Origin of the sequence: Kitasatospora sp. NPDC036755, from assembly GCF_040636595.1 — a bacterium.
Lineage (GTDB): Bacteria > Actinomycetota > Actinomycetes > Streptomycetales > Streptomycetaceae > Kitasatospora.
Genome location: NZ_JBEZUT010000094.1, coordinates 1 through 26,793 on the forward strand (window position 1 = coordinate 1; position 26,793 = coordinate 26,793).

Sequence of the window (26,793 nt, forward strand, 5' to 3'; positions counted from 1 at the left end):
CGAACCGCTGCAGCGGGACCCCGACGCCGACCAGGTGGGTGGCGACCGAGAAGTTCAGTCCGCCGTCACGGCATCCGGCGCCCCGCCGGTGCGGGCCGACCGGCCGCGGCGGACCCGGTCGGTGTCCGAGGGATCGGTCGGCCAGACGGCTGCCGAGACTCCGGTCACCGAGCCCGCTGCCGCCGAGCCGTCCGCCGAGCCGTCCGCCCTTGCGCCGTCGGCCGCCGAGCCGCAGGCCGGGCCCGCGGCCGCCGCGCGGCCCCGGTCCTCCGACGCGCCCTGGCACAACCCGGTGCCCGCCCACGACGAGAAGCCGTCGGCCGGGAAGCCGGCCGGGAAGCCGCCGGCGAGGTCGGCGGAGGAACCGTCCGGGGCACCGGGCGAGCCGGCCGAGCAGAAGGACGACACCTCGGCCGGACCGGCCGACCAGGACGGAGACGGCGCGTGAACCTGCTCGACACGGTGCTGCGCTGCGTCGCCACCCTCGTCGTCTTCCTGGTCTTCCCGCTGGTCATCGGCCAGACCGAGCACAAGGTCATGGCGCACATGCAGGGCCGGCTCGGCCCGATGTACGCGGGCGGCTTCCACGGCTGGGCGCAGCTCGTCGCGGACGGCGTGAAGTTCGCGCAGAAGGAGGACATCGTCCCGGCCGGGGCGGACCGCCGGATCTTCCAGCTGGCGCCCGCCGTCTCGCTGCTGCCGTACCTCTTCGTGCTGCTGGCGATCCCGGTCGGCCCGGACGGCTTCGTCGGCCAGGCCGTCGACGCTGGCCTGTTCTTCGTGCTCGCCGTGATGGGCGTCGGCGTGATCGGCAAGCTGATGGCCGGCTGGGCCTCGGCGAACAAGTTCTCGCTGCTCGGGGCCCTGCGCACGGCCGCCCAGCTGATGTCGTACGAGCTGCCGATGGTGCTGGCGGCGGCCTCGGTGGCGATGGCCGCCGGCACGCTGTCGCTGCCCGGGATCGTGGACGCCTGGGAGTGGTACTGGCTGCCCTGGCAGATCATCGGCGCGTTCGTCTTCTTCACGGCCGGTCTGGCCGAGCTGCAGCGGCCGCCGTTCGACATGCCGGTCGCCGACTCGGAGATCATCTTCGGCGCGTACACCGAGTACACCGGTCTGCGGTTCGCGCTGTTCCTGCTGTCCGAGTACGTGGGCATCCTGGTGGTGTCCGCACTGACCGCGGTGCTCTTCCTGGGCGGCTGGCACGGGCCCCTGCCGGACCAGCTCGGCTGGCTCTGGATGATCCTCAAGACCTTCGCGCTGGCCTTCGTGGTCATCTGGCTGCGGGTCACCTACCCGCGTCTGCGCGAGGACCAGCTGATGCGCTTCGCGTGGACGGTGCTGATCCCGCTCGCGCTGGTCCAGCTGGCCCTCACCGGCATCATCAAGGTGGCGATCTCATGAGTTTCCCCGGAGTGGGGCTGGCCAAGGGCCTGGCCGTGACGCTGCGGACGATGACGAGGAAGAGCGTCACCGCGCAGTACCCCGACGTGCAGCCGGTGCTGCCGCCGCGTTCGCGCGGCGTCATCGCGCTGCTGGAGGAGAACTGCACGGTGTGCATGCTCTGCGCGCGCGAGTGCCCGGACTGGTGCATCTACATCGACTCCCACAAGGAGACGCTGCCGGCCGCCGAGCCGAACGCCCGGGCCCGCACCCGCAACGTGCTGGACCGGTTCGCCATCGACTTCTCGCTCTGCATGTACTGCGGGATCTGCATCGAGGTCTGCCCCTTCGACGCGCTGTTCTGGTCGCCGGAGTTCGAGTACGCGGAGACCGACATCCACGAACTGACCCACGAGCGGGAGAAGCTCCGCGAGTGGATGTGGACCGTCCCCGCGCCGCCGGCGCTGGACCCGGCGGCCGAGGAGCCCAAGGAGATCGCCACCGCGCGCAAGGCGGCGGACAAGCTGGCCGCCGCCGCCGCCGCCGCCGCCGCGGCCGCGCGACCGGCTACCGAGGAGAAGGGTGACGACGCGTGATCGGTGCCACCACGCTTCTCGCGGCGACCGGCTCCCTGGAGCCGGCCGCCCGTTCGTTCCTGTCCCCGACCGGGCAGGAGATCGTCTTCCTGCTGGTCGGCATCGCCGTGCTCGGCTCGGCCGTGGTCTCGGTGACCACCAGGCAGCTGGTGCACGCCGCGCTCTGGCTGGTGGTCGCGCTCGGCGGGCTGGCGGTGGAGTTCCTGCTGCTCACGGCCGAGTTCATCGCCTGGGTGCAGGTGCTGATCTACCTCGGCTCGGTGGTCGTCCTGGTGCTGTTCGGGCTGATGCTCACCAAGGCGCCGATCGGGCGCTCGCCGGACGCCGACTCCAAGAACCGCTGGGCGGCCCTGGCCGTGGCGCTGGCATCGGCCGGGACGCTGGTCACGCTGGTGGTCGACGCCTTCCGGACCTCCTGGATCGACCTCGGTCAGGGCGGCGGCTCGGCCGCCGTCACCGGGGAGAGCCTGTTCCGGCACTGGGTGCTGCCCTTCGAGGCGCTGTCCGTGCTGCTGCTGGCGGCGCTGGTGGGCGCGATCGTGCTGTCCCGCGGCTCCGGGCGGCGGGTGCCGGCGCCCCGGGCGGGCAGGCTGCGCGCCGGGCGGCCGGTCGGGTCCAACGGGACGGTCGCCGCGACGGCGCCGAAGCCGCCCGTGCCGGAGCCGTCCGCGCCTGCGCCGTCCGCGCCCGTGACGGAGGAGAGCTGATGCACCTCGCCTACCCCGCCGTCCTCGCCGCGCTGCTGTTCAGCGTCGGCGTGTACGGCGTGCTCGCCCGGCGCAACGCCGTCCTGGTGCTGATGTCCGTCGAGCTGATGCTCAACGCCGTCAACCTCAACCTGGTCGCCTTCGACGCCTGGCTGCGGGACTCGCTGCACGCCGGGCAGGCGCTCACCCTGTTCACCATCACCGTCGCCGCCGCCGAGGTCGGGCTGGGGCTCGCCATCGTCCTGCTGCTGTTCCGGGCCCGGGGCACCGCGGACATCGACCGGGCCACCGCGCTCGGCGACCCGGCCGAGGCGCTCGCCGCCGAGGAGACGCCGGTCGACGCCGCGGCGCCGGCCGGAGCCGAGGCACTGAAGGGCCAGGCCGCCGCATGAACCTCGCCCTGCCCGTACTCGTCCCGGCGCTGCCCGCGCTCGGTGCCGCCGCGACCCTGGCCGTCGGCAGGAAGGCGCCCGGGCTGGCCCGGCCGCTGGCGATCGTCCCGGTCGCCGTGTCGGCGGTGCTCGCCCTGGTGGTCGCCCTCCAGCTCGGCACCGGCCAGACCCTGGACGCCGCCACCCGGCTCACCCCGACCGGCGGTCCGGACATCGCGCTCGCGCTCCACCTGGACGGCTTCAGCTCGCTGATCTCGGTGCTGGTCGGCCTGGTCGCCACCTGCGTCCAGGTCTACTCGACCGCGTACCTCAAGGAGGACCCGCGCTACCCGTCGTACGCGGCGCTGGTCTCGCTGTTCACCGCGGCGATGTTCCTGGTGGTCTACTCGGGCGACCTGATCGTGCTGCTGGTCGGCTGGGAGGTCATGGGCCTGTGCTCGTACTTCCTGATCGGCCACCACTGGGAGACCGCGGACGCCCGCTCGGCCTCGCTGAAGGCCTTCCTGGTCACCAAGCTCGGTGACGTGCCGTTCCTGTTCGGGATCTTCCTGCTCGGCGCGGACGCCGGCAGCTTCCGCGTCCCGGACGTGCTGGCGGCCGCCACGGAGGGCCGGCTCGGGCACCCGACGCTGACCGCGCTGCTGCTGCTCGCCGGCGTGGCCGGCAAGAGCGCCCAGTTCCCGCTGCACACCTGGCTCCCGGACGCGATGGCCGGCCCGACCCCGGTCTCCGCGCTGATCCACGCCGCCACCATGGTCGCGGCCGGCATCTACCTGGTCGCCCGGCTGATGCCGGTGTTCCTGCTGTCGGGCGCGGCGCTGGTCGTGCTCGCGCTGATGGCCGCCGTGACGATGATCGGTTCGGCGCTCTGCGCGCTCGCCCAGGACGACCTCAAACGGGTGCTCGCCTACTCCACCGTCGGCCAGCTCGGCTACATGGCCGGAGCCCTGGCCTCCGGGGACCGCGAGGCCTCCGTCTTCCACCTGGTCAGCCACGGCGCGTTCAAGGCGCTGCTGTTCCTGGCCGCCGGGGTGGTGATCCACGCCGCGCACACCAACTCGCTCTCCGCGATGTCCCGCATCCCGGGGCTGCGCAAGCGGGTGCCGGACGCCTACTGGACGACGGGCATCGCGCTGGTCGCCCTGGTCGGGCTGCCGCCGTTCTCCGGCTTCTTCAGCAAGGAGGCGGTGCTGACCGCCGCCGAGCACGCGGCCAAGGGCGAGGCGCTGACCAACGGACTCGGCCCGGCCTCGGCGGTGCCGCAGGCGGCCGGATGGATCGTGCTGATCTCCGCCGGGCTCACCGCGCTGCTCACCGCCGCGTACGCGACCCGGCTCTTCCTGATCGCGTTCCACAGCCCGGCCGGGGCCGCCGCGGCCGCGCCGCGGGTGCTGCCCGCCGCCGACCGGGGCACCGTCGTGGCCGACCACGAGGCCGGAGCGCCGTACTCGCCCGAGCTCGACGAGGCCGACCCGGCCGCCGCCGAGCCGCCCGCGATGCGCTGGCCGCTGTGGGTGCTGGCGGTGCCGACCATGGGCTTCGGCATCGTGGGCCTGCGCTCGGACTGGCTGCCCGCGCTGCTGGACGGCGGCTCGCTGCGGCCCTCCGCCGTCACCGCCGTCACCGGGACCGGGCTCGCCGTGGTCGGCGCGCTCGCCGCGTACGGCGCCTGGCGCGCCGCGACCGCCCGGCTGGGCACCGGCCACCCGGCTCCGGCCGCCGCGGGCCGGGTGCCCGGGCAGGGCGGGGCCCCGGCCACCGAGGTGATCGTCGCCGACCCCGGGCGCACCCTGCTCGGGCCGCTGTTCGGCCCGGCCCGGCACGGCTTCGGCGTCGACCGGCTCTACCAGGCGCTGTTCGTCCGCCCGGTGGGCGCCGCCGCCAGGCTGGTCCGCTTCCTCGACCGCGAGGTCGTCGAGACCTACGTGCGCGGCAGCGGAGCGGGCGCCAACCTGCTCGGCCGGGCCGTGCGGCTCGCCCAGACCGGCAACGCGCAGACGTACCTCAGCGCCCTGCTCGCCGTCGTCGTCCTGCTGGCCGTCCTGGTGGCGGTGTAACCGGTGCCGCTGCCCTCCACTCCCGTCCCCTCGACCGCTGCGGGGAGCCCCCGATGAACGCAGTCCTCATCGCCCTCCTGGTGCTGCCGCTGCTCGGCGCGGCGCTCACCCTGGCGCCGGTGTTCGGGCCGGACCGGGCCGTCGCCGACCGGCGGGCCCTGCGGCTGAACTCCGTCGTCACCGGCGCGGTGCTCCTGCTCTCCGTCGCACTGGCGGCCGGCTTCGACCACGGCGACCCCGCCCGGATGCAGGCCACCACCGACCTGGACTGGATCCCGGCCCTGCACGTGCGCTTCCACCTCGGGGTGGACGGCGTCTCGCTGCCGCTGGTCGTGCTGACCGCGCTGCTCACCTTCCTCTGCGCGCTGTACTCGGAGAAGCGGCTGCCGAGCGGCGAGGCGGTGCCCTCGGCGCAGGCCTTCGTCGGGCTGTTCCTGCTGCTCGAAGTCGGCATGCTCGCCACCTTCGCGGTGCTGGACCTCCTGCTCTTCTTCCTGGCCTTCGAGATCGTGCTGATCCCGATGTACTTCCTGATCGCCCGCTGGGGGAGCGGCGCCAAGGTGCCGGCCGCCAACCGCTTCATCCTCTACACCCTGCTCGGCTCGGCCGTGATGCTGCTCGGCTTCCTGCTGATCGGCAGCAAGGCCGGCACCTTCGACATGCAGGCCCTGGCCGCCGCGCACGGCAGCGGCCTGAGCCACACCACCCAGGTGATCGCCGCGCTCGCGATCCTGGTCGGGCTCGCGGTCAAGGCCCCCGCCTGGCCGCTGCACAGCTGGCTCCCCGACGCCCACACCGCCGCCCCGACGGTGGGCTCGGTGCTGCTCGCCGGCGTGCTGCTGAAGATGGGCACCTACGGCCTGGTCCGCGTCCTCCTCCCGGTCGTGCCGGACGGCGCCGCGACGCTCGCCCCCTACCTGGGTGCCTTCGCGGCCGTCGGCATCGTCTACGGCTCACTGGCCTGCCTGGCACTGGCCCTCCCGTCGCGCACCACCACCCTTCTCACGAAGCGCTCCGCGCCCTCTGATTCCGGCGCCAAGGGCGACCTCAAGCGCCTCATCGCCTACTCCTCCGTCGGCCACATGGGCTTCGTGCTGCTCGGCATCGCCTCCCTCACCCCGGTGGGCGTCAACGGGGCGCTGTTCGCCAACATCGCCCACGGCCTGATCACCGGTCTGCTGTTCTTCGTCGTCGGCGCGCTCAAGGACCGCTACGGCACGGCCGACCTCGACACCCTCTCCGGCGCCACCGGCGCCGCCCTGTACGGCCGGGCCCCGCGGCTGGGCGGGCTGCTCGCCTTCGCCGCCGTGGCCAGCCTCGGCCTGCCCGGCCTGGCCGGCTTCTGGGGCGAGCTGCTCGCCATGTTCGGCGCGTTCGACCCGGCCGACGGCCTGTCGCGCCCCGCGTTCGTCACCTACATGGTCCTGGCGGGCCTCGGCACCCTCCTCACCGCCGCGTACCTCCTGATCGTGGTCAAGCGCGTCTGCATGGGCGACCCCGAGCAGCCCGCCCCGGTGGCCGAAGTCGCCGACCTGCGCCCGTACGAGGCCGTCAGCTGGATGCCGCTGGCCGCGCTCACCCTGCTCGCCGGCCTCTGGCCCGCGCTGCTGCTCGGCCTCTCCGACCCCGCCGTCAAGCACCTCCTCGGGGGTGGCTGACCGTGCTCGCAGCCCAGACCGCCGCACTCGGACCTCACTCCACGGGGCAGCACACTGTGACCTCCCTCGCCGTAGCCAACCCGGGCAGCCTGATCCAGTCCGTGGACTGGGTGGCGATCGCGCCCCCGCTGATCGCCGCCGTGGCCGCCCTCGCCGTGCTGCTCACGGACCTGTTCCTGCCCGAGCGGCACAAGCGGTGGCTCGGCCGCGTCACCGCGGCCGGACTCGCCCTCGCCCTCATCGCGCTCCTTCCCCTCACCGGCGGATCACCCCGAGCGACCTTCTGCGTGCAGAACGTAGCAGGGGGGTCCGACAACGGCGGCTGCTCGTACGTCGCCGACCACTTCGCCCTGGTGTTCCAGCTGCTCGCCCTCGGCGGTGCGCTGATCGCGGCGCTGCTGTCCGCGCACACCGTGGAGCGCGACGCGCTGCCGCGCGGCGAGTACTGGTTCCTGCTGCTGTCCAGCGCCACCGGCGCCGCCCTGCTGCCCGCCGCCCGGGACCTCGCCACCATGGTGATCGCACTGGAGGTCGCCTCGCTGCCCGCCTTCGCCCTGGTCGCGCTGCGCCGGGACGGCCGGGGCGCCGAGGCCGCGTTCAAGTTCTTCGTCTCCTCGGTGACCGCGACCGCCGTGATGCTGCTCGGCGTCGGCTTCGTCTACGCGGCGAGCGGCAGCCTCCACCTCGGTGCCGTCGCCCAGGGCCTGGAGCACGCGCCCGCGCAGCTGAAGCCGCTGGCCGAGGCGGGTGCGGTGCTGACCCTGGTCGGCTTCGCCTTCAAGGTCGCCGCCGTCCCGTTCCACTTCTGGGTGCCCGACACCTACACCGGCGCCCCGCTGCCGGTGGCCGGCTACCTCTCGGTGGTCGGCAAGGCGGCCGGCCTCTCCGGGCTCGCGCTCGCCACCACCATCGCCTTCCGCCCGTACGCCCATACCTGGGGCCTGGTGCTCGCGGTGCTGGCCGCCGTCACCATGACCGCCGGCAACGTCGGCGCGCTGCGGCAGCGCTTCGACACCCGGTACAGCGCGGTGCGGCTGCTCGCCTGGTCCTCGGTCGGCCAGGCCGGCTACCTGCTGGTGCCGCTCGCCGCCGCCGGCTACGCGCCCACCGGGGCCGACCCGCTCGGGGCCACCGCCGCGTACGCGCTGATCTACGGCGTGGTGAACCTCGGGGCCTTCGGGGTGGTCGCCGCCGTCGGCCGCCGGGCCGGGACCAGCGTGGACGACTTCCGCGGGCTGTTCGCCCGCAACCGCTGGACGGCGCTGGCGCTGGCCTTCTTCCTGCTCTGCCTGGCCGGGCTGCCGCCGGGCGTGATCGGCCTGTTCGGCAAGGTCGTGGTGTTCCGCGCGGCGGTCGACGCCGGGCTGGGCTGGCTGGCCGTGGTGATGGCCGTCAACGTGGTCGTCGCCCTGTACTACTACCTGCTGTGGACGGCCCGGCTGTTCGCCCCCGCGGGTGACGCGCCCCTCGGCGAGGCCGCCGCAGGGCAGCGCCTGCCAGTGAGCCTCACCGCGACGCTGGGGCTCTGCGCCTCGGCGGCCGTGGTCCTCTCGGTGGCGCCGCAGTTGGTCCTCCAGGTCGCGGGCGGCTCGCTGTTCTGAGCCGCCGCCGGGCCGTACCGGGGGGTGCGGCCCGGGGTGCGCCGGGGCGGGCGGCCCGTGGGTGCCGGGCGGTGCCGGGGGCCAGGGCCGGCGGTGTCGCGTCGGTCACAAGGGAACAAGGCCGTCGGCCCCACCCGTTGACCGGGCAAGAGGGACGAGGCAGAAAGGGCTTCCCCACCGCACCATTGGAGGGCCTGACGTGCACAGCCGGCACAACGGACTGAGGACCGCGGTCCTGCTCGGAGGCCTCTCGGCGCTGATCCTGGTGATCGGCGGCCTCTTCGGCCGCACCGGCTTCGTGATCGCCCTGGTGGTCGCCCTCGGGACCAACGCCTACGCCTACTGGAACAGCGACAAGATCGCGCTGCGGGCCATGCGGGCCCGGCCGGTCAGCGAGTTCGAGGCCCCCGGGCTGTACCGGATCGTGCGCGAGCTCTCCACCTCGGCCCGCCAGCCGATGCCCCGCCTCTACATCTCCCCGACCCCGGCCCCGAACGCCTTCGCCACCGGCCGCAACCCGCGCAACGCGGCGGTCTGCTGCACCGAGGGCATCCTGCGGATCCTGGACGAGCGCGAGCTGCGGGGCGTGCTCGGGCACGAGCTGAGCCACGTCTACAACCGGGACATCCTGATCTCCTCGGTGGCCGGGGCGCTCGCCTCGGTGGTGATGTTCCTGGTGAACTTCGCCTGGCTGATCCCGTTCGGCCGCAACGAGGACGACGACGGCCCCGGGCTGTTCGGGATGCTCGCCATCATGATCCTCGGCCCGCTCGCCGCCGGACTGATCCAGATGGCGGTCAGCCGCTCCCGCGAGTACCAGGCCGACGCCGACGGCGCCCGGATCACCGGCGACCCGCTCGCCCTCGCGAGCGCCCTGCGCAAGCTCGACGCCGGCACCCGGCAGCTGCCCCTCCCGCCCGAGCCGCAGCTCCAGACCGCGAGCCACATGATGATCGCCAGCCCGTTCCGCCCCGGTGAGACCGGCGCGAAGCTCTTCTCCACCCACCCGCCGATGGCCGAGCGCATCGCCCGCCTGGAGCGCATGGCGGGTCACGGGCGGTAGGACCGTCAGCCCGCCGGCTCCTCGTACGCCAGGCGCAGCCGGTGGACGCCCTCGGCGACCTGGGCGGGGCTCTCGGCGGCGGCGTAGCTGAGCCGCAGGTGGGGGGCCGGGGGTTCGGCGGGGTGGTACGGGCGGCCGGGGGAGACCTGGACGCCGGCGCGCAGGGCGGCCTCGGCCAGCGTGGTGTCGTCGACGCCGTCCGGGAAGCGCAGCCACAGGTGGTAGCCGCCCGGGCGGTGGGTGCCGAGGACGCCGGGCAGTTCGCGGTGCAGGGCGGCGACGGCGGCGGTGCGGCGGTCGCGCAGTTCGGCGCCGAGGGTGCGCAGGTGGCGGGCCCAGGCCGGGTCGGCGACCAGCTCCAGGGTGGCCTCCTGGAGCGGCCGGGGCACGAAGAAGCTGTCCACCACCTGGGTGGCCCGCAGCCGGGCCAGCGCCGGGCCGCGCGCCGTGAGGGCGCCGACCCGCAGGTTGGGGGAGGCCGCCTTGGTCAGCGAGCGCAGGTGCACGACCACCCCGTCCCGGTCGTCGGCGGCGAGCGGACGCGGCAGCGCGGGCGCGTCCGCGTGGACCAGCAGCCGGGCGAAGTCGTCCTCGACCACGAAGGCCCCGGCCGCCCGGGCGATCCGCAGCACCTCCGACCGCCGGTCGGGCGACAGCACCGCGCCGGTGGGGTTCTGGAACAGCGGCTGGCAGACGAGGACCCGCGCCCGGGTGGCAGCGAAGGCGTCCGCCAGCAGGTCGGTGCGCACGCCGTCGGCGTCGACCGGGACGGGGACGGGCCGCAGCCCGGCCGCCCGGACGACCGCCAGGATGCCCGAGTACGTCGGCGACTCCACCAGCACCGGTGAGCCGGGCGCGGCGAGCGCGCGCATGGCGACGGTCAGCCCGCTCTGCCCGCCGGAGGTGATCAGCACGTCCCCGGCGCCGATCGGCCCGCCGTGGCCGCCGATGTCGCGGGCGAACCAGCCGCGCAGTTCGGTGAGGCCGTCGGTGGGCGGGCGGTCCCAGGCGCCCGGCCGCCGGCCGGCCCGGGCGAGGGCGGCGGCGAGCAGCCGCTCGGGCAGCAGCGAGGCGTGCGGGTAGCCGCTGTTGAGGTCGACGACGTCGGGCGGGGGCACCCGGAGGGTGGCGAACACCGGGGCCGCGAACAGGTCGCGCGGGCCGGACTCGGCGCTGAGCGCGATCTGCTGCCAGGAGAGGTCGCCGGTCCGGCCGGGCGGTGCGGCGGGGACGGCCGGGGCCGCGGCGAAGGCCGCCGCCCGGAACACCCCGGCGCCCGGCCGGGAGACCACCAGCCCCTCGGCCACGAGCACCGCGATGGCCCGGGAGACCGTCACCGGGCTGACCTGGTGGCGCTCCACCAGCACCCGGCTGGCGGGGAGCTTCCGCCCTTCCGGGTAGCGCTCCACTTCCCGCCGCAGGATGTCGGCGAGTTCGGTCACGCTGCTACGCTCTTTCATGACGGCACAAGATAGCGCTATCCTTCCGCAGCCGGTAGCACCCCGACGGCCCGCCGCGTCCGGCACCGCCCTCGCGGCCCTCGCGGTGGTCTCCTTCTCGCTCAGCTTCCCCGCCACCGCGTGGTCCCTGACCGGCTTCGGCCCGTGGTCCGCGACCGGCCTGCGCGGCGCCCTGGCCGGCCTGTCGGCCGTGCTCCACCTGGCGGCCGTCCGCGCCCCGCTGCCGCAGCGGCGGCACTGGCCCGGACTGCTGGTGGTCTCCGCCGGCTGTGTCCTCGGCTTCCCGCTGCTGACCACGTTCGCCCTGCGCACCTCCTCGACCGCCCACTCGGCGGTGGTCATCGGCGTGCTGCCGCTGGCCACGGCGGCGGTCGCGGCGCTGCGCACCGGTCGCCGCCCGTCCGGGGCGTTCTGGGGCGCGGCGCTCGCCGGGGCGGGGGCCGTACTGGCCTTCACCCTGGTGCAGAGCCACGGCCGGCCGACCGTCGCCGACCTCTACCTGTTCGTGGCGGTGCTGCTCTGCGCCGCCGGGTACGCCGAGGGCGGGCGGCTCGCCCGGGACCTCCCGGGCGCCCAGGTGATCGCCTGGGCGGTGGTGGCGGCGCTGCCCGCGACGCTGCTGACCACCGCCCTCGGGCTGGGCGCCGAACCGGTCCGGCTCGGGGCGAAGGCACTGGTCGGACTGGTGTACACGGCGGCGGTCTCCCAGCTCGGCGGATTCGTGCTCTGGTACCGGGGGATGGCCCGGATCGGGGTGCCCAGGGCCAGCCAGCTCCAGCTCGCGCAGCCGCTGCTGACGCTCGTCTGGTCGGTGCTGCTGCTCGGCGAGCAGCTGCCGGCCGCGGCGCCGGCCACCGCGGTGGTGGTGCTGGTCTGCATCGCGGTGACCCAGCGGGCCCGGACCTGACCGGTGCCCGCCCCGGAGCCACCGCCGGGGCGGCGCCGTACGCGCCCGAACCCTTCGCTCCGACCGGTTCGGCGCGGGCCCGCGCTCGTTAGGATGAACCCGCGCCCGTCGGTCCGGGCGCGGCATCCGGAGGGAGTGGGCCGTCATGGCAGACCAGAGGCACGCCCCGGTGGCCGGGGACGCGCCGGCCCGACGACGCGGCCAGGGCGAGCTGGAGGCGCAGGTGCTGGCGGTGCTCCAGCAGGCGCCCGGCCCGGCCTCCGCGGGATGGGTCCAGGAACGCCTGGAGGGCGACCTGGCGTACACCACGGTGATGACCATCCTGTCCCGGCTGCACGCCAAGAGCGCCGTGACCCGGACCCGCTCCGGCCGTTCCTACCTGTGGCAGGCCTCCTCGGACGCCGCCGGGCTGGCCGCGCTGCGGATGCGCCGGATGCTCGACGGGGAGGCGGACCGGGACGCCGTCCTGGCCAGTTTCGTCACCGCGCTGCTGCCGCACGACGAGGAACTGCTCCGGGCGCTGCTGGACGCCGCGTCCGCCGATCCGGCAGCGCCCGACCGTGAGAGCTGACCCGTGGGCCTCTTCGTCTTCCTCCCGCTCGTCCTGCCGCTCACCGCGGTCCCGATCGCGCGCCTGACCGAGCAGCACCTGCACCCGCGCGGCGCCGCCCGGCTGATGACCGTGATCAGCGCGGTGATGGCGGTGTGCAGCGTGCTCTGCCTCGGGCTGATCGGGGTGGTGGGCACCGCGCAGATCCCCGGCAACCCGCTGCCGGACAGCTGGTCCGACCCGGAGGTGCGGGCCGCGCTGCCGTACCACGAGACGGTCGGCACGGCCGCGATGTGGCTGCTGGCCCTGGTCGGCCTGGCCTGCGCCCGGACGGCCGTCCGGCACCTGCGGGTGCGGGCCCGGGCCCGCCGGGCGCTGAACGGGCTGCCCGCCGGGCCGGGGGAGTCCGGAGACCTCGCCGTGCTGCCGGACCACAGCCCGTACGCCTACGCGCTGCCCGGCTCGCCCGGCCGGGTGGTCGTCTCCACCGGGATGCTGGCCGGCCTGGCCGTCGACGAGCGCGAGGCGCTGCTCGCGCACGAGCGGGCGCACCTGCGCCACCGGCACCACCGCTACCTGTTGACCACCCAGCTCGCCGCCTGCGTCAACCCGTTCCTGCGGCCCCTGCAGGACGCGGTGGCGTACAGTGCGGAGCGGTGGGCGGACGAGGAGTCGGCGCAGGCCGTGGGGGACCGCCGGATCACCGCGCGGGCGGTGGCCCGGGCAGCCCTGGTCTCGCACACCGCCCCGGCCCCCGGCTTCGCGGCCTTCGCCACCCCGGCCGCCGGCCCGGTGCCGCGCCGGGTCGCCGCGCTGCTCGGCCCGGTGCCGACCTCCCGCAACTGGCCGCCGGCCAAGACCCCGGCGGGCCTGGCGGCGATGGTCGCGGCGATCGGGACGGCGGCGTCGGCGCTGTGCGCGCTCAACGCCGCCGTGGCCCTGCTGGTGGTGCTCAAGGCCGTCACCCCGCTGTAGCCGGCGGGGCGGGCCGGGCCGGTGGCCCGTCTCAGAGCGTCGCGGCCAGCTCGTCGAGGGCGGCCTCGGCCGCCGCCAGGGACTCGGCGGCGAGCGGCTGGAGGGCGTTCAGCGCCGGGATGTCGGCGGCCCTGGTGAGCTCGGCGGTGACCACGTGGAGGTGCTCCGCCGCGACCCCGATCCGGTCGAAGTACGCCCGCAGGTACGGGACCTGGAAGTCGCAGTGGGCGCGCGGGGTGCCCGGCGCGTACCCGCCGCCGCGGACCGCGACGACCACCACGCGGGTGTCGCGCAGCAGCGGCTCGCCGCTCTCCGGATCGTGGTGGACGCCGGGGAAGGCCACCCGGTCGATCCAGGCCTTGAGGCCGGTCGAGACGGTGTAGTTGTACATCGGACTGCCGATCAGCAGGGTGTCGGCGGCCCGCAGCTCCTCGATCAGCGGGCGGCTGAGCGCCCACTCGTGGGCTTCGTCCGGCCCCTCGACGAGACGGCCGACGTCGTCCAGCGGGAGTGTCCCCTTGCGTTCGGTGCGGCGGCCGAGGGCGTCGAAGGCGGCGCGCACCGGGGGCACCGGGTCGGCGGCGAGGTCGTGGTGCCGGTGCCGGACGGCGGTGCCGTGCCGGGCGCGCCAGGCGTCGGCGAAGCGGGCGGTCAGGGCGCGGCTGACCGAGCCGGCCGGGCTGATGCTGGAGTCCAGGTGGAGCAGCGTGGTGGAGGTCATGGTGGTCTCCTGGTCACCTCGGAGGAGGACGGATCGTCATAGCGGTGACGAGCCGAGCCGGGGAAAGGTGACCGATGGACCGGAACGCGATGTCGGACGCGGCGGCCGGGCCGCCGGAGGAGCGCTTCGAGGCCGAGCGCGGCCGGCTGTGGGCGATCGCCCAGCGGATGCTCGGCTCGACCGACGAGGCCGAGGACGCCGTCCAGGAGGCCTGGCTGCGGCTGGTCCGCACCGATCCGGCGGAGATCGACAACCTGCCCGGCTGGCTGACCACGGTGGTCTCCCGGATCTGCCTGGACCTGCTGCGGGCCCGGGCCGCGCGCCGCGAGGAGCCGGCCGGGGAGGCGCTGCCGGACGCGGCGGGCGGCGGCCCGGAACCGGAGCGGGAGGCGCTGCTGGTCGAGTCGGTGGGCCGGGCGCTGCTCGTGGTGCTGGACCGGCTGGGCCCGGCCGAGCGGGTCGCCTTCGTGCTGCACGACGGCTTCGCGGTGCCCTTCGACCGGATCGCGCCGATCGTCGGGCGGACCCCGGTGGCCGCCAAGAAGCTGGCCAGCCGGGCCCGGCAACGGGTCCGCGGGACGGCCGCGCTGCCCCCGGAGCCGCTGGCCGGGCACCGCCGGGTGGTGGAGGCCTTCCTGGCCGCCGCCCGGGGCGGGGACCTGACCGACCTGCTGGCGGTACTGGCGCCGGACGTGGTGCGCCGGGCCGATCCGGCGGCGCTGGGGCCCGGCGGCGCCCTGGTGGCCCGGGGCGCGCGGGCCGTCGCCGGGGAGACCGCGGTCTTCGGCCGGCGGGCCCGCTGGGGTGCGGTGGCGCTGGTGGACGGGGTGCCCGGCATCCTGATCGCCCCGGACGGGCGGCTGCGGCTGGTGCTGCGGATGACGGTCGCGGGCGGCCGGGTGGCCGGGTACGACGTGGTGGCCGACCCGGCCCGGCTCGCCGCGCTGGAACTGGCCGTGCTGCCGGACTGAGCCCTGCCCGGGGCGGGATCCGGGCCGTCCGGGTCGGGTCGCCCGGGCCGTCCGAGTCGGGACCCTGGCCGTCCGGCGTCGCGTCCCGCTCGGGCGGCCCGCGGTACCGCCGCCCGGAACCGGGCCGGTGGAGGCGACGGCCAGGTCAGTGGGCGATCCGGACCAGCATCTTGCCGGTGTTGGCGCCGCGCAGCATGCCGAGGAAGGCGTCCACCACCCGGTCGAAGCCGTCCACGACCGTCTCGTCCGGGACGACGGCGCCCGAGCGCAGGTGCGGGACCAGGAAGTCGTACAGCTCCGGCTGGGCGTCGAGGTGGTCGCGGACCAGGAAGCCCTCCAGCCGCAGGCTCTTCCCGACCACGTCGAACAGGTTGCGCGGCGCGGCCGGCGGGTTGCCGAGCCGGTTGTACTGGGCGACCGCACCGCACCAGGCGATCCGGCCGCACTCGCGCAGGGCGCCGATGGCGGCCTCCAGGTGGTCGCCGCCGACGTTGTCCAGGTAGACGTGCAGCCCGTCGGGGGCGGCCTCGCGCAGCCGGTCAGGGATCGGGCCGTCGTGGTAGTCGAAGGCGGCGTCGAAGCCGAGCCGCTCGGTGAGGCGGGCGGCCTTGGCGGCGGAGCCGGTGCTGCCGACGATCCGTCCGGCGCCGAGCAGCCGGGCGAGCTGCCCGGCGGCGGTGCCGACGCCGCCGGCGGCCGCGGAGACGAACAGCGTCTCGCCGGACCGGAGCCGGGCGATCCTGGTCAGGGCGACCCAGGCGGACAGCCCGGTGCCGCCGAGCACCGACAGGTGGGCGCTGAGCGGGACGCCGGCGAGTTCGGGCAGCAGGCCCGCCCGCTCGGCGGTGACCACCGAGTGGGTGCGCCAGGCCTGGCGGTGCCGGACCAGCGCCCCGACCGGCAGAGCGTCGGCCCGGGACTCCACCACCCGGCCGAGGGTGCGGCCCTCCAACGGGGCGTGCAGCTCCCAGCCGCCCTCCTCCATCTCCTCGCGCATGTACGGGTCGACGGACTGGTAGAGGTTCTCGACCAGGGCCTCGCCCGCCGCGAGGGCCGGGACGGTCTCGTCGACGAAGGCGAAGTTCTCGGCGGTCGGCGCACCGTCGGGGCGGGAGACCAGGTGGACGGCGCGGGCGACGGGACGGGACATCGGGGCTGCTCCAGGGGTACGGCGCGGGCGGGACGTGATCACCGTAGGAAGCGCGGGGGCGGCCGGGCAGGGGCGGCGGCCGATGGAACGGCGGCATCCATGAGCGGGATCGATGGACCGGGGCGCGGGCGGATAGGTTCGGGCGCATGACCGATCTCGCCCCGCACGAGCTGCGGACCCTGGTGGCCGTCGAGGAGGAGCGGAGCTTCACGGCGGCCGCCGCGCGCCTGGGCAGTACCCAGTCCGCGGTCTCGCACGCCGTGCGCGCCTGCGAACGGAAGCTCGGCACGGTGCTCTTCGACCGCGGGCGCCACGGCGCACGCCCCACCGAGGGCGGCGCGCGGGCGGTGGCGTACGCCCGCCGGATCCTGCGGCTGCTGGACGGGATGGGCCCCGAGGTGCGCGGCGCGGGAACGGACGGGCCGCTGACCGGCACGCTGCGGATCGCCGCCTTCCGCAGCGTCGCCGCCCACCTGCTGCCACCCGTCCTGGCCCGGCTGGCCGAGCACCACCCCGGGCTCGGCACCCGGGTCCGGATCGTCCGGGAGATCGGCCGGGGCACCGCCGGGGAGGTCGCCGACGGGCGCGCCGACCTCGGGCTGGCCACGCTCGACGCGGGCGGCCCGCCGGCCGTCCCGGGCCTGGTGGCGGCACGGCTGTACGAGGAGTCGTACGCGCTCGCGCACCCGAGGGGCCACGCGGCACCCCGCGAGCTCCCGCTGGTCGACTGGGACGAGAACTGCGGCTCCTACACCCGGGACTGGTGGCAGCGGCAGGACTGGATTCCGCCCGCGACCGTGGACGTGGAGGACGACACGGTGGCCGTCTCGTTGGTCGCCCAGGGCCTCGGCATGGCGATCATGCCCCGGACCGCCCTGCTCGGCGCCCCGGCCGGTCTCGCCGTCACCGACCTCGGGCCGAGGCCGCCCCGCCGCTCCGTCGGGTACGTCACCACGCCCGAGCTGGCCGGGACGGCCGCCGTCCGGGCGCTGATCCGCGAACTTCGCCAACTGCCGCTGCCGGCCGGGCTGTCGGCGGTCCGGGCCTCGACCGCCCCGGCCTCGACCGCCCCGGCCTCGACCGCCCCGGCCTCGCCCTAGCGGGCCGCCCCGCCCCGGATCAGCCCTCGACGGCCTCCCGGAGTCTGCGGAACTCCTCGGCCAGCCCGTCCAGCGTGTAGTGGGCGTTGAGGCCGCTGGGGTTCGGCAGCACCCACACCTCGGTGTCGCCGATGCCCTCCGGCTGCCGCCCGAGCACGGCCCGGCGCTGCCCGAAGGCCGTCCGGTAGGCGCCGATGCCGAGCACCGCCAGGACCCGCGGGCGCAGCCGCAGCACCCGCGCGCGCAGCGCGGCGCCGCCCTCGCGCAGTTCCTCGGCGGTCAGTTCGTCCGCCTTGGCGGTGGTGCGCGGGGCGACGTTGGTGATGCCCAGGCCCAGCGCGAGCAACTCCTGCTGCTCGTCCGGCCGGTACTGGCGCCCGGTGAAGCCGGAGCGGTGCAGGGCGGGCCAGAAGCGGTTGCCCGGGCGAGCGAAGTGGTGGCCGGTGGCGCCGGACCACAGGCCCGGGTTGATGCCGCAGAACAGCACCCGCAGCCCGGGCCCGGAGACGTCAGGGATGGTGCGGTCCTTGGCGGCCAGCAGCTGCTCGGCGGTGGGCTTCATCGGTGTGGGCGGATTCACCCGGCCAAGTCTGCCGTGCCCTCGGCCGGGGCCGGAGCCGCGGGTGCGGCGGCGGCCGCCCGGCGGTTGCGCAGCCGGCGCAGGCCGAACACCACCACGGCCGCGTAGGCCCAGCCGACGAAGACGTCGATGATGAAGTGCTCCGCGCCGTAGACCAGGGTGAAGGTCATCGCGAGCGGGTAGGCGACCAGGACCGCCCGCAGCCAGCGCTTGGCGGTGGGCCAGAAGAAGAACAGCAGCATCGCCGGGTAGGCCGAGTGCAGCGAGGGCATCGCGGCGACGTCGTTGGCGAACTGACTGCCGTTCTCCAGGAGCGAGTCGGCCTGCGGCAGGCCGCACGCCGAGACCACCTCCCAGACCACCCGTGACAGGTGCGGCAGGTTGCCCTCCTGGGAGACCAGCCACGGCGGGTCGGCCGGGTAGAGGAGGTAGGTGGCGAAGCCCGCGAAGGTGAGCGTCAGGTAGGCGGCGAGCAGCTGTCGGAAGCGGTGGTGGGCGCGCCGCCAGAGCACCGCCAGCAGCACGAAGACGACGAAGAAGTGCGAGAGGTAGACGACCAGCGCGGCGTAGTCGTACCAGTGCGGCGAGCCGGGGGTGTAGAGGGCGTGCTGGAGCCGGACGGTCCAGGTCTCGCCGAAGCCGAGCACCTCGTCGAAGCGCAGCTGCGGCAGCCAGTGCGGGGCCCACGGGGTGTGCGCGCCGTAGCCGCGCAGCAGCGAGTACGTCCACACCACGGCCATCACCGGGACCCAGTCGCGCAGGACCAGGAGGAAGCCGCGGGGGCCGTGCCCGCTGTGCACGGCGGCGGTCAGCAGCGCGGCGATCAGCCAGAGGAACAGCACGTCGTTGGCCGCGGGGATGCCCTCGGTGCGCAGGAACCAGAGGAAGCACGTCAGGTAGAGCGGCCAGGCCAGCCAGCGGAGTCTCGACCAGCCCGTCACGCGGGGTCGGGGCGGAGGCACCGGGCGTGGCTGCCCGACCCGCACGTCGCGCGGGGTCGGGTGGAGGGTCTTGGTCATGCGCACTGAAACTAGCAACCCAAACTTGGAGGACTCTGGGTGAACCATGACTGGTTCGTAAGAACGTACGAACCGTTCGACGCGCGCTTCGACACGGGGTTCGACGCGCGCTTCGACGCGCGCTTCCGCGGGAGCCCGGACGAGGGCTCCGACACGGGCCGGGCCGTCGTCATGCCACGATGCCCAGCTCGTGCGGCGTGTTGTTGAAGCGGCGTCCGCCGGCCGGCGTGACGGTGACGATGTCCTCGATCCGCACCCCGAACCGCCCGGGCAGGTAGATCCCGGGCTCGATGGAGAAGCACATGCCGGGCACCAGGGGGCGTTCCTCGCCCTCGACCAGGTACGGAGGCTCGTGCGTGGTGGTGCCGATGCCGTGGCCGGTGCGGTGGATGAAGTGCTCGCCGTACCCGCCCTCGGTGATCACCCGGCGGGCGATCCGGTCGATCTCCTGGCACGCGATCCCGGGGCGGACCGCCTCGAAGGCGGTCTGCTGGGCCAGCCGGACCAGCTCGTGCACCTTCCGCACCTCGTCCGGGACGTCCGGGCCGACGTGCACCGTGCGGGTGGTGTCGGAGCCGTAGCCGTCCTTGAGGCCGCCGAAGTCCAGCACCACGGTGTCACCCGTACGGATGACCCGGTCACCGGCCTCGTGGTGCGGGTCGGCGCCGTTCGGGCCGGAGCCGACCACGGTGAAGTCGACCTGGCTGTGCCCGTACTGGATGAGCAGTGCGCCGAGGTCGGCCGCCACGTCGGTCTCCCGGCGGCCGGCGAAGGCGACCTCCAGGATGCCCCGGTAGGCGGCGTCCGCCGCACCGCCGGCGGAGGCCAGGCGGTTCAGCTCCTCGGCGTCCTTGACGGCGCGCAGCATCGGCAGGCTGTCGGTGAGCGAGGTGAACAGGACGCCGGGCAGCGCGGCCTGGAAACCGAGCAGGTGCAGCGCCCAGGTGTTGTCCGAGACGCCGTACCGCCCGGCCGGGTCGAGCAGCGGGCCCACGGCGGCGTACGGGTCCTCGCCGTCGGACCAGTCGAGCAGCCGGACGGCCGGGGCGCCGACCGCCTTCTCGGCGTCCGGGCGCTCCAACTTGGGGACGACCAGAGCGGGTTCGCGGCCGGCGGTGAGCACGAGGGCGGTCAGCCGCTCGGTGGTCGCGGTCGGCGAGTAGCCGCACAGGTAGGCCAGGTCGGGGCCGGGGGCGACCACCAGGCCGGTCAGCCCGGCGGCGGTCGCCTCGGTGGTGGCCCGGGCCATCCGGGCCTTGTGGTCCTCGACGGTGAAGGGGTGGGGCACGGCGGTTCCTCCTCTGGGGCCGGACGAGCTCGACCGAGGCCCCGTCAGGTCGACTCCATCACGGTCGACTCCATCACCTTCCCGTCGACGTGGCGATGCCCTCGGGGAGGAGCCGCTGCGGGCCGGTCGGAGGGGTGGCCACTTCCCGGCGGGTCGGCGCGGCTGCGGCGGGGCGGGCGGGGCCGGGGTGGGCGGAGTGGCCGGGGTGGCCGCCACGGCCGTCGTGGCGGGAGTGACGCGCAGACCGGCCGCCCAGGCGGTGGCCAACAGGGCGAGTGCGGTCCACGACGGCCGACGCCGACGGGTGACGGCCGTTCCGCCGGGGATGCCGGAGCCGCCGCGGTGGGCGCGGTGGGCAGGGCCGGGTGGGGGCGTGTCCGTGGAGCTCATCCGGTCCTCCTCCGGTGCGGCGCCTGCGGTGGCTCCGATCGGTCGCTCGGGGCCGGGCTCGGGCTCCGGCCCGCGGGGCGCGCGCTGCGTGGGTGGTGCGGGCTGCGCGGCGCCGGCGAGGCGGGGCCGCGGGGCGCTCCGGGGAACCCGGGCGGCCGTACCCGGCCAGTTCACCGGGCTGCCGGGGCCGCCGCATGCGGCGGGCGGCCGTGCGGGTGACCGGCGTTCCCCCGGGGCGTCAGTCCCGTGGGGCGCTCGAACGGGCAGCCGATCCGGCGGTGGATCCGGCCGTGGATCCGGCGGTGGAGCCGGTCGTGGGCCCGGGGGCCGGTTCGGGCGCCGGGCCGGCGGTCGGCTCGGCGGTGGGCTCCTCGGCGGGTCCGGTCGCCGGCTCGTCGGTGGGCCAGGTGGCGTGGCGCAGCGTGCGGCTCACGGTCGCGGCCAGCAGCGCGGCGGCGAGCACGGCACTGATCGCGGCCAGCGCGGTGGTGGGGGAGGAGTGGTCCAGCAGCAGGCCGGTGGCGAAGGTACCGGCGGGCATGCCGGCGGTGAGCAGCGTCATGGTCGCCGCGATCACCCGGCCGCGCAGCGCGTCCGGCACCTGACGGAAGACCAGCAGGTCGAGCATCACCCGCAGGGTCGGCACGCCCGCGCCGTACACGAACAACGCGGCGAAGACGGTCGGTGCCCCGCCGGGCAGCAGCGGCGCCAGCGGGACCGGCACGGCGCTCCAGGCCACCCCCAGCAGCAGGACGCCGGGGCCGGCCAGCCGGTGCAGCCGGGCGACCAGGGCGGTGCCGGCCAACGCTCCGACCGCCTCGCCGGCCAGCGCCAGGCCGATCCCGGCGCTGCCGGTGCCGTGCTCGCGCAGCAGCACCATGACGGGCAGCAGCAGCGCGGCCCCGGCCAGATTGATCACCAGCAGGACGGCCAGGGCGTTGCGCAGCAGAGGGGAGGCGGCGAGGACGCGGAAGCCGGCCAGGGCGCTGCCCCGGTCGCCCTCGCCGGGAGCCCCGGACTCGTGCGGGCTGGGGAAGCGCACCGCGACGGCGGCGGTCACCGCGAGCAGGGAGGCGAGGGCGGCCCCGAGGAAGGGGACCGCGTGGCCGAGCCCGAACAGGAACCCGGCCAGCGGCGGTCCGGCCAGCGCGGCCCCGCTCATCCGGGCCTCGTCCTGGGTGAGGGCCTGGGACAGCTGCTCGGGCGGGACCACCGAGCGCAGTGCGAGCAGCCGGACCGGTCCGCTGTAGGCGATCGTCGCGCCGATCACGGCAGCGACCAGCAGCAGGTGGGCCAGGTTCGGCGGGCCGAACGCCAGGGCCACCGGAACGCTGGCGAGGGCGAGCAGCCGGGCGGTGTCGGCGGCGATCAGCACCCGGCGGCGGTTCGCCCGGTCGGCCACCGCGCCGCCGTGGACGCCCAGCAGCAGCGCGGCGACCATCTGGACGGCGCCGAAGGCCCCGGCGGAGGTGGAGGAGCCGGTGAGCGCGAGGACCAGCAGGGGGAAGGCGGTGTCGCCGATCACCATGCCGAGGGTCGCGGAGGCCTGGCCGGCCCAGAGGGCCTGGAAGCGCAGGTTGCGCCGCAGCGGGACGAGCGCCGGGGGCGCGGGCGGCGGTGCCGGTGCCGGTGTCACCGTCCTGGTCCTTGCTGTGGCCGTTGCCGCCGGCTGGTCCGTCATGTCCCGCCCCCATCGTTTGCGATCGCCGCAATCATTCACGTTGGCATGAATGGTGCCGTAGGCATGATTGATTGCGCAAGGGTGATTGATTTCGAAAGGGTGATCGGTGGCCGAGTGGTGAGCGCTCACCAAGGCGTGATTGCGAACGGAGCGGCCGATCTGGAAGGGTGGGCCCGTGGTCGAGCACGCACCGGAACCCGCCGACAGCGGCGAGCAGCAGCCCGTCACCTGGGTCAAGGAACGCCAGGTGTCCGACGTCGCCGTGCTCAAGGCCCTGGCCGACCCGCTGCGCCTGGCCATCCTCGGCGCGCTGCAGTCCTCCGAGGACCGCCCGCTGACGGCGAAGGAACTCGCCGCCGCGCTCGACGAGCCGCAGACCAAGCTCTACCGGCACATCAAGCAACTGGAGAAGGCCGGGCTGGTCCTGGTGGCCGGTACCCGGCTGGTCTCCGGCATCGTGGAGAGCCGTTACCGGGTCGCCCAGGGGGCGATCCGGCTGGCCCCGGAGATGTTCACCGCCGACTCCCCGGGCCGCTCCGACGCGTACGACGCCGTGCTGGCCGCGATGGACCGGGTGCGGGCCGACTTCCGCGCCAGGATCACCGAGGGGCGGCTGGACTTCGGCCGGCCACCGGGCGGGGAGGGCTCCGCGGCCGGACTGTTCGCGGACTTCGCGCTGCGGCTCAGCCCGGACCGGCTGGACCGGCTGCGCTCCCAACTGGCCGAAATCTTCGACGAACTGAACGAGGAAGGGCCGAGTTCGGCCGAGGACGCGCTGGACGTGACCGTCTTCACCCTGCTCTACGGTCTCCGACCGGGCACGGAATCATAAATTCCGGGTCGACTGTCGGTGCGGTGGGACACCATGTCCGGCATGTCCTACGAACTCCAGGCCCTGATAGGAACACGGGAGCTGCTGACGGTGGCGGCGGCGGAGGTTCCGGCGGCCCGGGTGGTGCCCCTGGCGCAGGGGCTGGCGCTGATCCCGGTCACCCCCGCCGTCCTCGGCGCGCTCCAGGGCGACGGCACCGTGCGCAAGGCCGGCGGCGGAGCCGGGTTCGGCTGGCACTCGGACGGCTTCGAGCTCCGGCTGGCCGCCTGGTCGAAGGCCGGTCCGATCGCCTGCGTCGAGGCGGAGTACTTCGGCGGCAGCGGCACCCAGCGCGCCGCGGTCTGGGCCGACGGCGACGTCGCCCTCGGCCCGCTCACCGTCGGCGAGTTCGAAGCCTCCCCGGCCGAGGGCACCCCGATCTCCCGCGTCCTGCGCCGGCTCGGCGCCCGCACCGAGGAGGGCCGGGTCGACGAGTTCGAGTCGGTCGGCCTGGGCCGGCACCGCAGCACCGGCGGCTGGGCCGGCCCCACCACCTGACCACCGCCCCGCGCCGCCCCGCCCCACGCGCCCCCACCGACGCGAACGGCCCCGCCCCCGAACCCGGGAGCGGGGCCGCGCCGTCGTCCGTCGGACCGGCCGAGCGGAAGGTCAGCGGTAGTTGACGTACTGGATCGCGAAGTCCAGGTCCTTGCCCTTGAGCAGGGCCTGCACGGCCTGGAGGTCGTCGCGGCTCTTCGAGCTGACGCGCAGCTCGTCGCCCTGGACCTGCGCCTTGACGCCCTTCGGGCCCTCGTCACGGATGATCTTCGCGACCTTCTTCGCGTCCTCCGTGGTGATGCCCTCCTTGACGTTGGCGAAGATCTTGTACTCCTTGCCGGAGAGCTGGGGCTCGTTGGCGTCCAGCGCCTTCAGCGACAGACCGCGCTTGACGAACTTGGTCTGGAGGATGTCGAGGACGGCGCGCACGCGCTCCTCGCCGTTCGCCTTCATCTCGATCTTCTCGCCGGAGCGGCTGATCTCGGCGCCCACGTTCTTGAAGTCGAAGCGCGTCGCGATCTCGCGGGAGGTCTGGTTGATCGCGTTGTCGACCTCCTGCCACTCGACCTTCGAGACGATGTCGAAACTGGAGTCGGCCATGGGTATAGGTCTCCTTGATGCTCTGGCTTCACTGGCACGGCCCGCCCTCGGGGCGGCCCGCGGCCCCAGCCTATCCAGCGCCACACCGGCCCCGCCCGTAGCGCCCGTCCCCGACTTCTTGATCGTCGCGTGATCTATCGAGTGGCGGAGCACCCCCCGGCATCGGGTATGGTTTACCAAGTCGAACGGGGTGAACGCCCCGGGAAACGAAGATCCTGGCTGGTTGCCCGAGCGGCCAAAGGGAGCAGACTGTAAATCTGTCGCGCAAGCTACGCAGGTTCGAACCCTGCACCAGCCACAGGATAGAGAAACGGCCCCCGATCTGCGGAAACGCGGATCGGGGGCCGTTTCGTTTGTCCGGGAGCGGCGGGGCGGCGGGTGGCGGCCGGGCGGACTTATTGCACATTGCTTGCAATTACGGGGAGCAGGCAGCAGAGTGGGGTGCCGGGGGTGGGAGTCCTTCGACAGAGCTGATCGTCTTCCCAGCCGGCGACCGCCGGGACAACGGCTCGCCCCACCCCCCTCGACTGCCACCGGACGGGGCCGGCGCGGCGCGTCGGCCCCGTCAAGGGCGCGTCAAGGCCGCTCGTGGCGGCGTCAGGAACGCGTAGGGGCCCGCCGGGCGGCGGGCGGGCGGACCGCAGGATCGGACCAACTACCGACTGCGGAGGTCCCGTCCGATGTCCAGCGCCACCACCACCCCGGCCGTGACGGCCGAACCCGAGCCGCCGGACGCCGGGGCGGGGGACGAGCGGCACCGGCTCAGCGCGCTCGGCGGGCTGGCCGCGCTCTCGCTGGACGCCATGGCCTCGGTCGCGTACGGGCCGGAGTCGATCGTGCTGGTGCTGGCCGCCGCCGGGGCGTACGGGCTGGGCTTCACGCTGCCGGTCACCGCGGCGATCGCCGTGCTGCTGGCGGTGCTGGTCGCCTCCTACCGGCAGGTGATCGCGGCCTTCCCGGACGGCGGCGGCTCCTACGCGGTGGCCAAGGCGCACCTCGGCCGCCGGACCGCCCTGACCGCGGCCGCCTCGCTGGTGATCGACTACGTCCTGAACGTCGCGGTCTCGGTCACCGCCGGCGTCGCCGCGCTTACCTCGGCCGTCCCGGGCCTCTACGGCGACCGGGTCTGGCTCTGCCTGGGCGTGCTCGGGCTGGTCACCGCGGTGAACCTGCGGGGGATCGCCGAGTCGGCCCGCTGGTTCATGGCGCCGACCGCCGTCTTCGTGCTCTCCATCCTGGCGATCGTCGTGGTCGGCCTGTTCCGGGACGGCCCGGCGAGCACCGCGGCCGCCGCCGGCCACGCCTCCTCCCTCGCCGAGAACGCCACCACCGTCGGCGCGCTGCTGCTGCTCAAGGCCTTCGCGGCCGGCTGCTCCGCGCTGACCGGCGTGGAGGCCGTGGCCAACGCCGTCCCCTCCTTCCGCAGCCCGCGGGTCAAGCGCGCGCAGCACACCGAGGTCGCGCTCGGCGCCCTGCTCGGGGTGATGCTGATCGGGCTGGCCGTGCTGATCGGCCGCTTCCACCTCCAGCCGGTCGAGGGCGTCACCGTGCTCGCCCAGCTCGCCGACGCCTCGCTGGGCCACGGATTCGGCTTCTACGTCGTCCAGTTCGCCACCGTGGTGCTGCTCGGTCTGGCCGCCAACACCTCCTTCGGCGGGCTGCCGGTGCTGCTCGACCTGCTCGCCCGGGACAACCACCTCCCGCACCTGTTCGCGCTGCGCGCCGACCGCCAGGTGTACCGGTACGGCGTGCTGTTCCTGGCCGCGGTGTCGGCGGGGCTGCTGGTCGGCTCCGGCGGGGACGTCAACAGCCTGGTGCCGCTGTTCTCGATCGGTGTGTTCGTGGGCTTCACCGTCTGCCAGGTCGGCATGGTCCGGCACTGGCTGCTGCACCGGCCGTCCGGCTGGCGCTGGAAGGCCGCGCTGAACGGCTTCGGCGCGCTGCTCACCGGCGTCGCGGCGGTGGTCGTCACCGGCACCAAGTTCACCGAGGGCGCCTGGGGCATCGTGGTGGCCCTGCCGCTGCTGGTGATGCTGTTCGAGGCGGTCCACCGCAGCTACGCGCGGATCGGCGAGCGGCTGGAGCTGGGCCGGGTGCCCGGCCCGGTGACCAGGCAGCGCAGCCTGGTCGTCGTCCCGGTGACCGCGATCACCCGGCTCACCAGGGACGGCCTGTCGGCGGCGCTCTCGCTCGGCGACGAGGTCATGGCGGTGACGGTGGTGCACGAGCCGGCCGCCGCCGAGGCGCTGCGCCGGGACTGGGAGCTGTGGCAGCCGGGTGTGCCGCTGGTGGAGCTTCCGGACGTTCACCGCCGGCTGGGGCGGCCGATCGCCGACTTCGTCAACGAGCTGGGGGCGGAGCACGCCTACGACCGGCTGACCGTGCTGATCCCCGAGGTGGAACCGGCCCGCTGGTGGCAGCGGGCGCTCCAGAACCGGCGCGGCGCGGTGATCGACCGCGCCCTGCGGCGGCACACCGACGCGGTGGTGTGCCGGCTGCGCATGAGGATGTGACCGGGGAGCGCGGAGGAAAGCAGGGAAGACAGGCCCGGCCCCGGGCGGCAGGCTGCCGCCCG

24 protein-coding genes, 1 tRNA gene and 1 pseudogene are annotated in these 26,793 nt (G+C 74.9%); 18 read left to right on the forward strand and 8 right to left on the reverse strand.

Annotation, left to right across the window (positions count from 1 at the left end; translation table 11 throughout):
- From AB0E96_RS16565 to htpX, 9 genes and pseudogenes are all read left to right on the forward strand, one after another.
- A pseudogene (locus AB0E96_RS16565) lies at positions 1 to 448 on the forward strand (NADH-quinone oxidoreductase subunit C); the annotation flags it as partial.
- Between the two features lie 2 nt (positions 449 to 450).
- Complete coding sequence (gene nuoH, locus AB0E96_RS16570; protein ID WP_359823834.1) at positions 451 to 1,404, forward strand: NADH-quinone oxidoreductase subunit NuoH; 954 nt, start codon at positions 451 to 453, stop codon at positions 1,402 to 1,404.
- Positions 1,401 to 1,979, forward strand: a complete 579-nt coding sequence (locus AB0E96_RS16575) for an NADH-quinone oxidoreductase subunit I (RefSeq protein WP_359823775.1) — start codon at positions 1,401 to 1,403, stop codon at positions 1,977 to 1,979. The genes nuoH and AB0E96_RS16575 overlap by 4 nt, the downstream gene beginning before the upstream one ends.
- Positions 1,976 to 2,686 carry an NADH-quinone oxidoreductase subunit J gene (locus AB0E96_RS16580; RefSeq protein ID WP_359823778.1) on the forward strand — a complete coding sequence of 237 codons (711 nt, stop codon included), beginning with the start codon at positions 1,976 to 1,978 and terminating at the stop codon, positions 2,684 to 2,686. Before AB0E96_RS16575 ends, AB0E96_RS16580 begins: the two co-directional genes overlap by 4 nt.
- A complete protein-coding gene (nuoK, locus tag AB0E96_RS16585; RefSeq protein WP_359823781.1) occupies positions 2,686 to 3,078 on the forward strand; it encodes an NADH-quinone oxidoreductase subunit NuoK in 393 nt (130 codons plus the stop codon). The genes AB0E96_RS16580 and nuoK overlap by 1 nt, the downstream gene beginning before the upstream one ends.
- A complete protein-coding gene (locus AB0E96_RS16590) occupies positions 3,075 to 5,135 on the forward strand; it encodes an NADH-quinone oxidoreductase subunit L (protein ID WP_359823784.1) in 2,061 nt (686 codons plus the stop codon). The genes nuoK and AB0E96_RS16590 overlap by 4 nt, the downstream gene beginning before the upstream one ends.
- A 53-nt stretch (positions 5,136 to 5,188) precedes the next feature.
- Entirely contained in the window at positions 5,189 to 6,793 is a 1,605-nt protein-coding gene (locus tag AB0E96_RS16595) for an NADH-quinone oxidoreductase subunit M (protein ID WP_359823787.1), read from the forward strand.
- A gap of 56 nt (positions 6,794 to 6,849) precedes the next feature.
- Positions 6,850 to 8,394, forward strand: coding sequence for an NADH-quinone oxidoreductase subunit N (locus AB0E96_RS16600; protein WP_359823790.1), 1,545 nt, complete (start codon positions 6,850 to 6,852; stop codon positions 8,392 to 8,394).
- Positions 8,395 to 8,593: 199 nt separating this feature from the next.
- A complete protein-coding gene (htpX, locus tag AB0E96_RS16605; protein WP_359823793.1) occupies positions 8,594 to 9,457 on the forward strand; it encodes a zinc metalloprotease HtpX in 864 nt (287 codons plus the stop codon).
- A 5-nt stretch (positions 9,458 to 9,462) separates the two neighbouring features.
- On the opposite strand, the gene AB0E96_RS16610 is transcribed toward htpX, so the two are convergent.
- Positions 9,463 to 10,917, reverse strand: coding sequence for a PLP-dependent aminotransferase family protein (locus AB0E96_RS16610; RefSeq protein WP_359823796.1), 1,455 nt, complete (start codon positions 10,915 to 10,917; stop codon positions 9,463 to 9,465).
- On the opposite strand from AB0E96_RS16610, the gene AB0E96_RS16615 reads away from it, so the two are divergent.
- From AB0E96_RS16615 to AB0E96_RS16625, 3 genes are all read left to right on the forward strand, one after another.
- Entirely contained in the window at positions 10,916 to 11,824 is a 909-nt protein-coding gene (locus AB0E96_RS16615; protein WP_359823799.1) for a DMT family transporter, read from the forward strand. The two genes, AB0E96_RS16610 and AB0E96_RS16615, sit on opposite strands and share 2 nt — an antisense overlap.
- A 145-nt stretch (positions 11,825 to 11,969) precedes the next feature.
- On the forward strand, positions 11,970 to 12,395 hold the full coding sequence (locus tag AB0E96_RS16620) for a BlaI/MecI/CopY family transcriptional regulator (protein ID WP_359823802.1): 426 nt from the start codon (positions 11,970 to 11,972) through the stop codon (positions 12,393 to 12,395).
- A 3-nt stretch (positions 12,396 to 12,398) separates the two neighbouring features.
- Positions 12,399 to 13,349 carry a M48 family metalloprotease gene (locus AB0E96_RS16625; RefSeq protein ID WP_359823805.1) on the forward strand — a complete coding sequence of 317 codons (951 nt, stop codon included), beginning with the start codon at positions 12,399 to 12,401 and terminating at the stop codon, positions 13,347 to 13,349.
- 31 nt (positions 13,350 to 13,380) lie between these two features.
- Here AB0E96_RS16625 and AB0E96_RS16630 read toward each other — a convergent pair whose 3' ends face one another.
- Entirely contained in the window at positions 13,381 to 14,070 is a 690-nt protein-coding gene (locus AB0E96_RS16630; protein WP_359823808.1) for an NAD(P)H-dependent oxidoreductase, read from the reverse strand.
- Between the two features lie 74 nt (positions 14,071 to 14,144).
- Here AB0E96_RS16630 and AB0E96_RS16635 point away from each other — a divergent pair, with 74 nt between their 5' ends.
- Positions 14,145 to 15,041 (forward strand): sigma-70 family RNA polymerase sigma factor, encoded by an 897-nt coding sequence (locus tag AB0E96_RS16635; protein WP_359823811.1) that lies wholly within the window; start codon positions 14,145 to 14,147, stop codon positions 15,039 to 15,041.
- Positions 15,042 to 15,186: 145 nt separating this feature from the next.
- On the opposite strand, the gene AB0E96_RS16640 is transcribed toward AB0E96_RS16635, so the two are convergent.
- Positions 15,187 to 16,191 (reverse strand): NADP-dependent oxidoreductase, encoded by a 1,005-nt coding sequence (locus AB0E96_RS16640; RefSeq protein ID WP_359823813.1) that lies wholly within the window; start codon positions 16,189 to 16,191, stop codon positions 15,187 to 15,189.
- A gap of 146 nt (positions 16,192 to 16,337) precedes the next feature.
- On the opposite strand from AB0E96_RS16640, the gene AB0E96_RS16645 reads away from it, so the two are divergent.
- A complete protein-coding gene (locus AB0E96_RS16645; protein ID WP_359823816.1) occupies positions 16,338 to 17,291 on the forward strand; it encodes a LysR family transcriptional regulator in 954 nt (317 codons plus the stop codon).
- 19 nt (positions 17,292 to 17,310) lie between these two features.
- On the opposite strand, the gene mug is transcribed toward AB0E96_RS16645, so the two are convergent.
- The 4 genes from mug to AB0E96_RS16665 all read right to left on the reverse strand — a co-directional run bounded on the left by mug (position 17,311) and on the right by AB0E96_RS16665 (position 22,204).
- Positions 17,311 to 17,853: a G/U mismatch-specific DNA glycosylase gene (mug, locus tag AB0E96_RS16650; protein WP_359823836.1), complete on the reverse strand. Its 543-nt coding sequence runs from the start codon at positions 17,851 to 17,853 to the stop codon at positions 17,311 to 17,313.
- A gap of 14 nt (positions 17,854 to 17,867) precedes the next feature.
- Positions 17,868 to 18,890 carry a phosphatase PAP2 family protein gene (locus tag AB0E96_RS16655; protein WP_359823819.1) on the reverse strand — a complete coding sequence of 341 codons (1,023 nt, stop codon included), beginning with the start codon at positions 18,888 to 18,890 and terminating at the stop codon, positions 17,868 to 17,870.
- A 169-nt stretch (positions 18,891 to 19,059) separates the two neighbouring features.
- On the reverse strand, positions 19,060 to 20,139 hold the full coding sequence (locus AB0E96_RS16660) for an aminopeptidase P family protein (RefSeq protein ID WP_359823839.1): 1,080 nt from the start codon (positions 20,137 to 20,139) through the stop codon (positions 19,060 to 19,062).
- Positions 20,140 to 20,806: 667 nt separating this feature from the next.
- Entirely contained in the window at positions 20,807 to 22,204 is a 1,398-nt protein-coding gene (locus AB0E96_RS16665; RefSeq protein WP_359823822.1) for an MFS transporter, read from the reverse strand.
- Positions 22,205 to 22,424: 220 nt separating this feature from the next.
- Here AB0E96_RS16665 and AB0E96_RS16670 point away from each other — a divergent pair, with 220 nt between their 5' ends.
- Together AB0E96_RS16670 and AB0E96_RS16675 are read left to right on the forward strand one after the other, a co-directional pair.
- A complete protein-coding gene (locus AB0E96_RS16670) occupies positions 22,425 to 23,081 on the forward strand; it encodes a helix-turn-helix domain-containing protein (RefSeq protein ID WP_359823825.1) in 657 nt (218 codons plus the stop codon).
- A gap of 42 nt (positions 23,082 to 23,123) precedes the next feature.
- A complete protein-coding gene (locus tag AB0E96_RS16675; protein WP_359823828.1) occupies positions 23,124 to 23,618 on the forward strand; it encodes a hypothetical protein in 495 nt (164 codons plus the stop codon).
- 111 nt (positions 23,619 to 23,729) lie between these two features.
- Here the strand turns inward: AB0E96_RS16675 and AB0E96_RS16680 are convergent, their stop codons facing one another.
- Complete coding sequence (locus AB0E96_RS16680) at positions 23,730 to 24,218, reverse strand: YajQ family cyclic di-GMP-binding protein (RefSeq protein ID WP_049652087.1); 489 nt, start codon at positions 24,216 to 24,218, stop codon at positions 23,730 to 23,732.
- Positions 24,219 to 24,435: 217 nt separating this feature from the next.
- Between AB0E96_RS16680 and AB0E96_RS16685 the strand changes: the two genes are divergently transcribed.
- Both AB0E96_RS16685 and AB0E96_RS16690 read left to right on the forward strand, forming a co-directional pair.
- Positions 24,436 to 24,516: transfer RNA gene (locus AB0E96_RS16685), tRNA-Tyr, on the forward strand.
- Positions 24,517 to 24,898: 382 nt separating this feature from the next.
- Positions 24,899 to 26,731 (forward strand): APC family permease, encoded by a 1,833-nt coding sequence (locus AB0E96_RS16690; protein ID WP_359823831.1) that lies wholly within the window; start codon positions 24,899 to 24,901, stop codon positions 26,729 to 26,731.
- The last annotated feature ends 62 nt before the right edge of the window (positions 26,732 to 26,793 follow it).

Coding starts and splice junctions, on each gene's coding strand:
- AB0E96_RS16635 (WP_359823811.1), top strand. CDS start 14,145: ATGGACCGGAACGCGATGTCGGACGCGGCGGCCGGGCCGCCGGAGGAG.
- AB0E96_RS16660 (WP_359823839.1), bottom strand. CDS start 20,139: ATGGCCCGGGCCACCACCGAGGCGACCGCCGCCGGGCTGACCGGCCTG.
- AB0E96_RS16655 (WP_359823819.1), bottom strand. CDS start 18,890: ATGACCAAGACCCTCCACCCGACCCCGCGCGACGTGCGGGTCGGGCAG.
- AB0E96_RS16680 (WP_049652087.1), bottom strand. CDS start 24,218: ATGGCCGACTCCAGTTTCGACATCGTCTCGAAGGTCGAGTGGCAGGAG.
- AB0E96_RS16675 (WP_359823828.1), top strand. CDS start 23,124: ATGTCCTACGAACTCCAGGCCCTGATAGGAACACGGGAGCTGCTGACG.
- mug (WP_359823836.1), bottom strand. CDS start 17,853: ATGAAGCCCACCGCCGAGCAGCTGCTGGCCGCCAAGGACCGCACCATC.
- AB0E96_RS16620 (WP_359823802.1), top strand. CDS start 11,970: ATGGCAGACCAGAGGCACGCCCCGGTGGCCGGGGACGCGCCGGCCCGA.
- AB0E96_RS16610 (WP_359823796.1), bottom strand. CDS start 10,917: ATGAAAGAGCGTAGCAGCGTGACCGAACTCGCCGACATCCTGCGGCGG.
- AB0E96_RS16595 (WP_359823787.1), top strand. CDS start 5,189: ATGAACGCAGTCCTCATCGCCCTCCTGGTGCTGCCGCTGCTCGGCGCG.
- AB0E96_RS16575 (WP_359823775.1), top strand. CDS start 1,401: ATGAGTTTCCCCGGAGTGGGGCTGGCCAAGGGCCTGGCCGTGACGCTG.
- AB0E96_RS16615 (WP_359823799.1), top strand. CDS start 10,916: ATGACGGCACAAGATAGCGCTATCCTTCCGCAGCCGGTAGCACCCCGA.
- AB0E96_RS16640 (WP_359823813.1), bottom strand. CDS start 16,191: ATGTCCCGTCCCGTCGCCCGCGCCGTCCACCTGGTCTCCCGCCCCGAC.
- AB0E96_RS16645 (WP_359823816.1), top strand. CDS start 16,338: ATGACCGATCTCGCCCCGCACGAGCTGCGGACCCTGGTGGCCGTCGAG.
- AB0E96_RS16690 (WP_359823831.1), top strand. CDS start 24,899: ATGTCCAGCGCCACCACCACCCCGGCCGTGACGGCCGAACCCGAGCCG.
- nuoK (WP_359823781.1), top strand. CDS start 2,686: ATGCACCTCGCCTACCCCGCCGTCCTCGCCGCGCTGCTGTTCAGCGTC.
- AB0E96_RS16630 (WP_359823808.1), bottom strand. CDS start 14,070: ATGACCTCCACCACGCTGCTCCACCTGGACTCCAGCATCAGCCCGGCC.
- AB0E96_RS16590 (WP_359823784.1), top strand. CDS start 3,075: ATGAACCTCGCCCTGCCCGTACTCGTCCCGGCGCTGCCCGCGCTCGGT.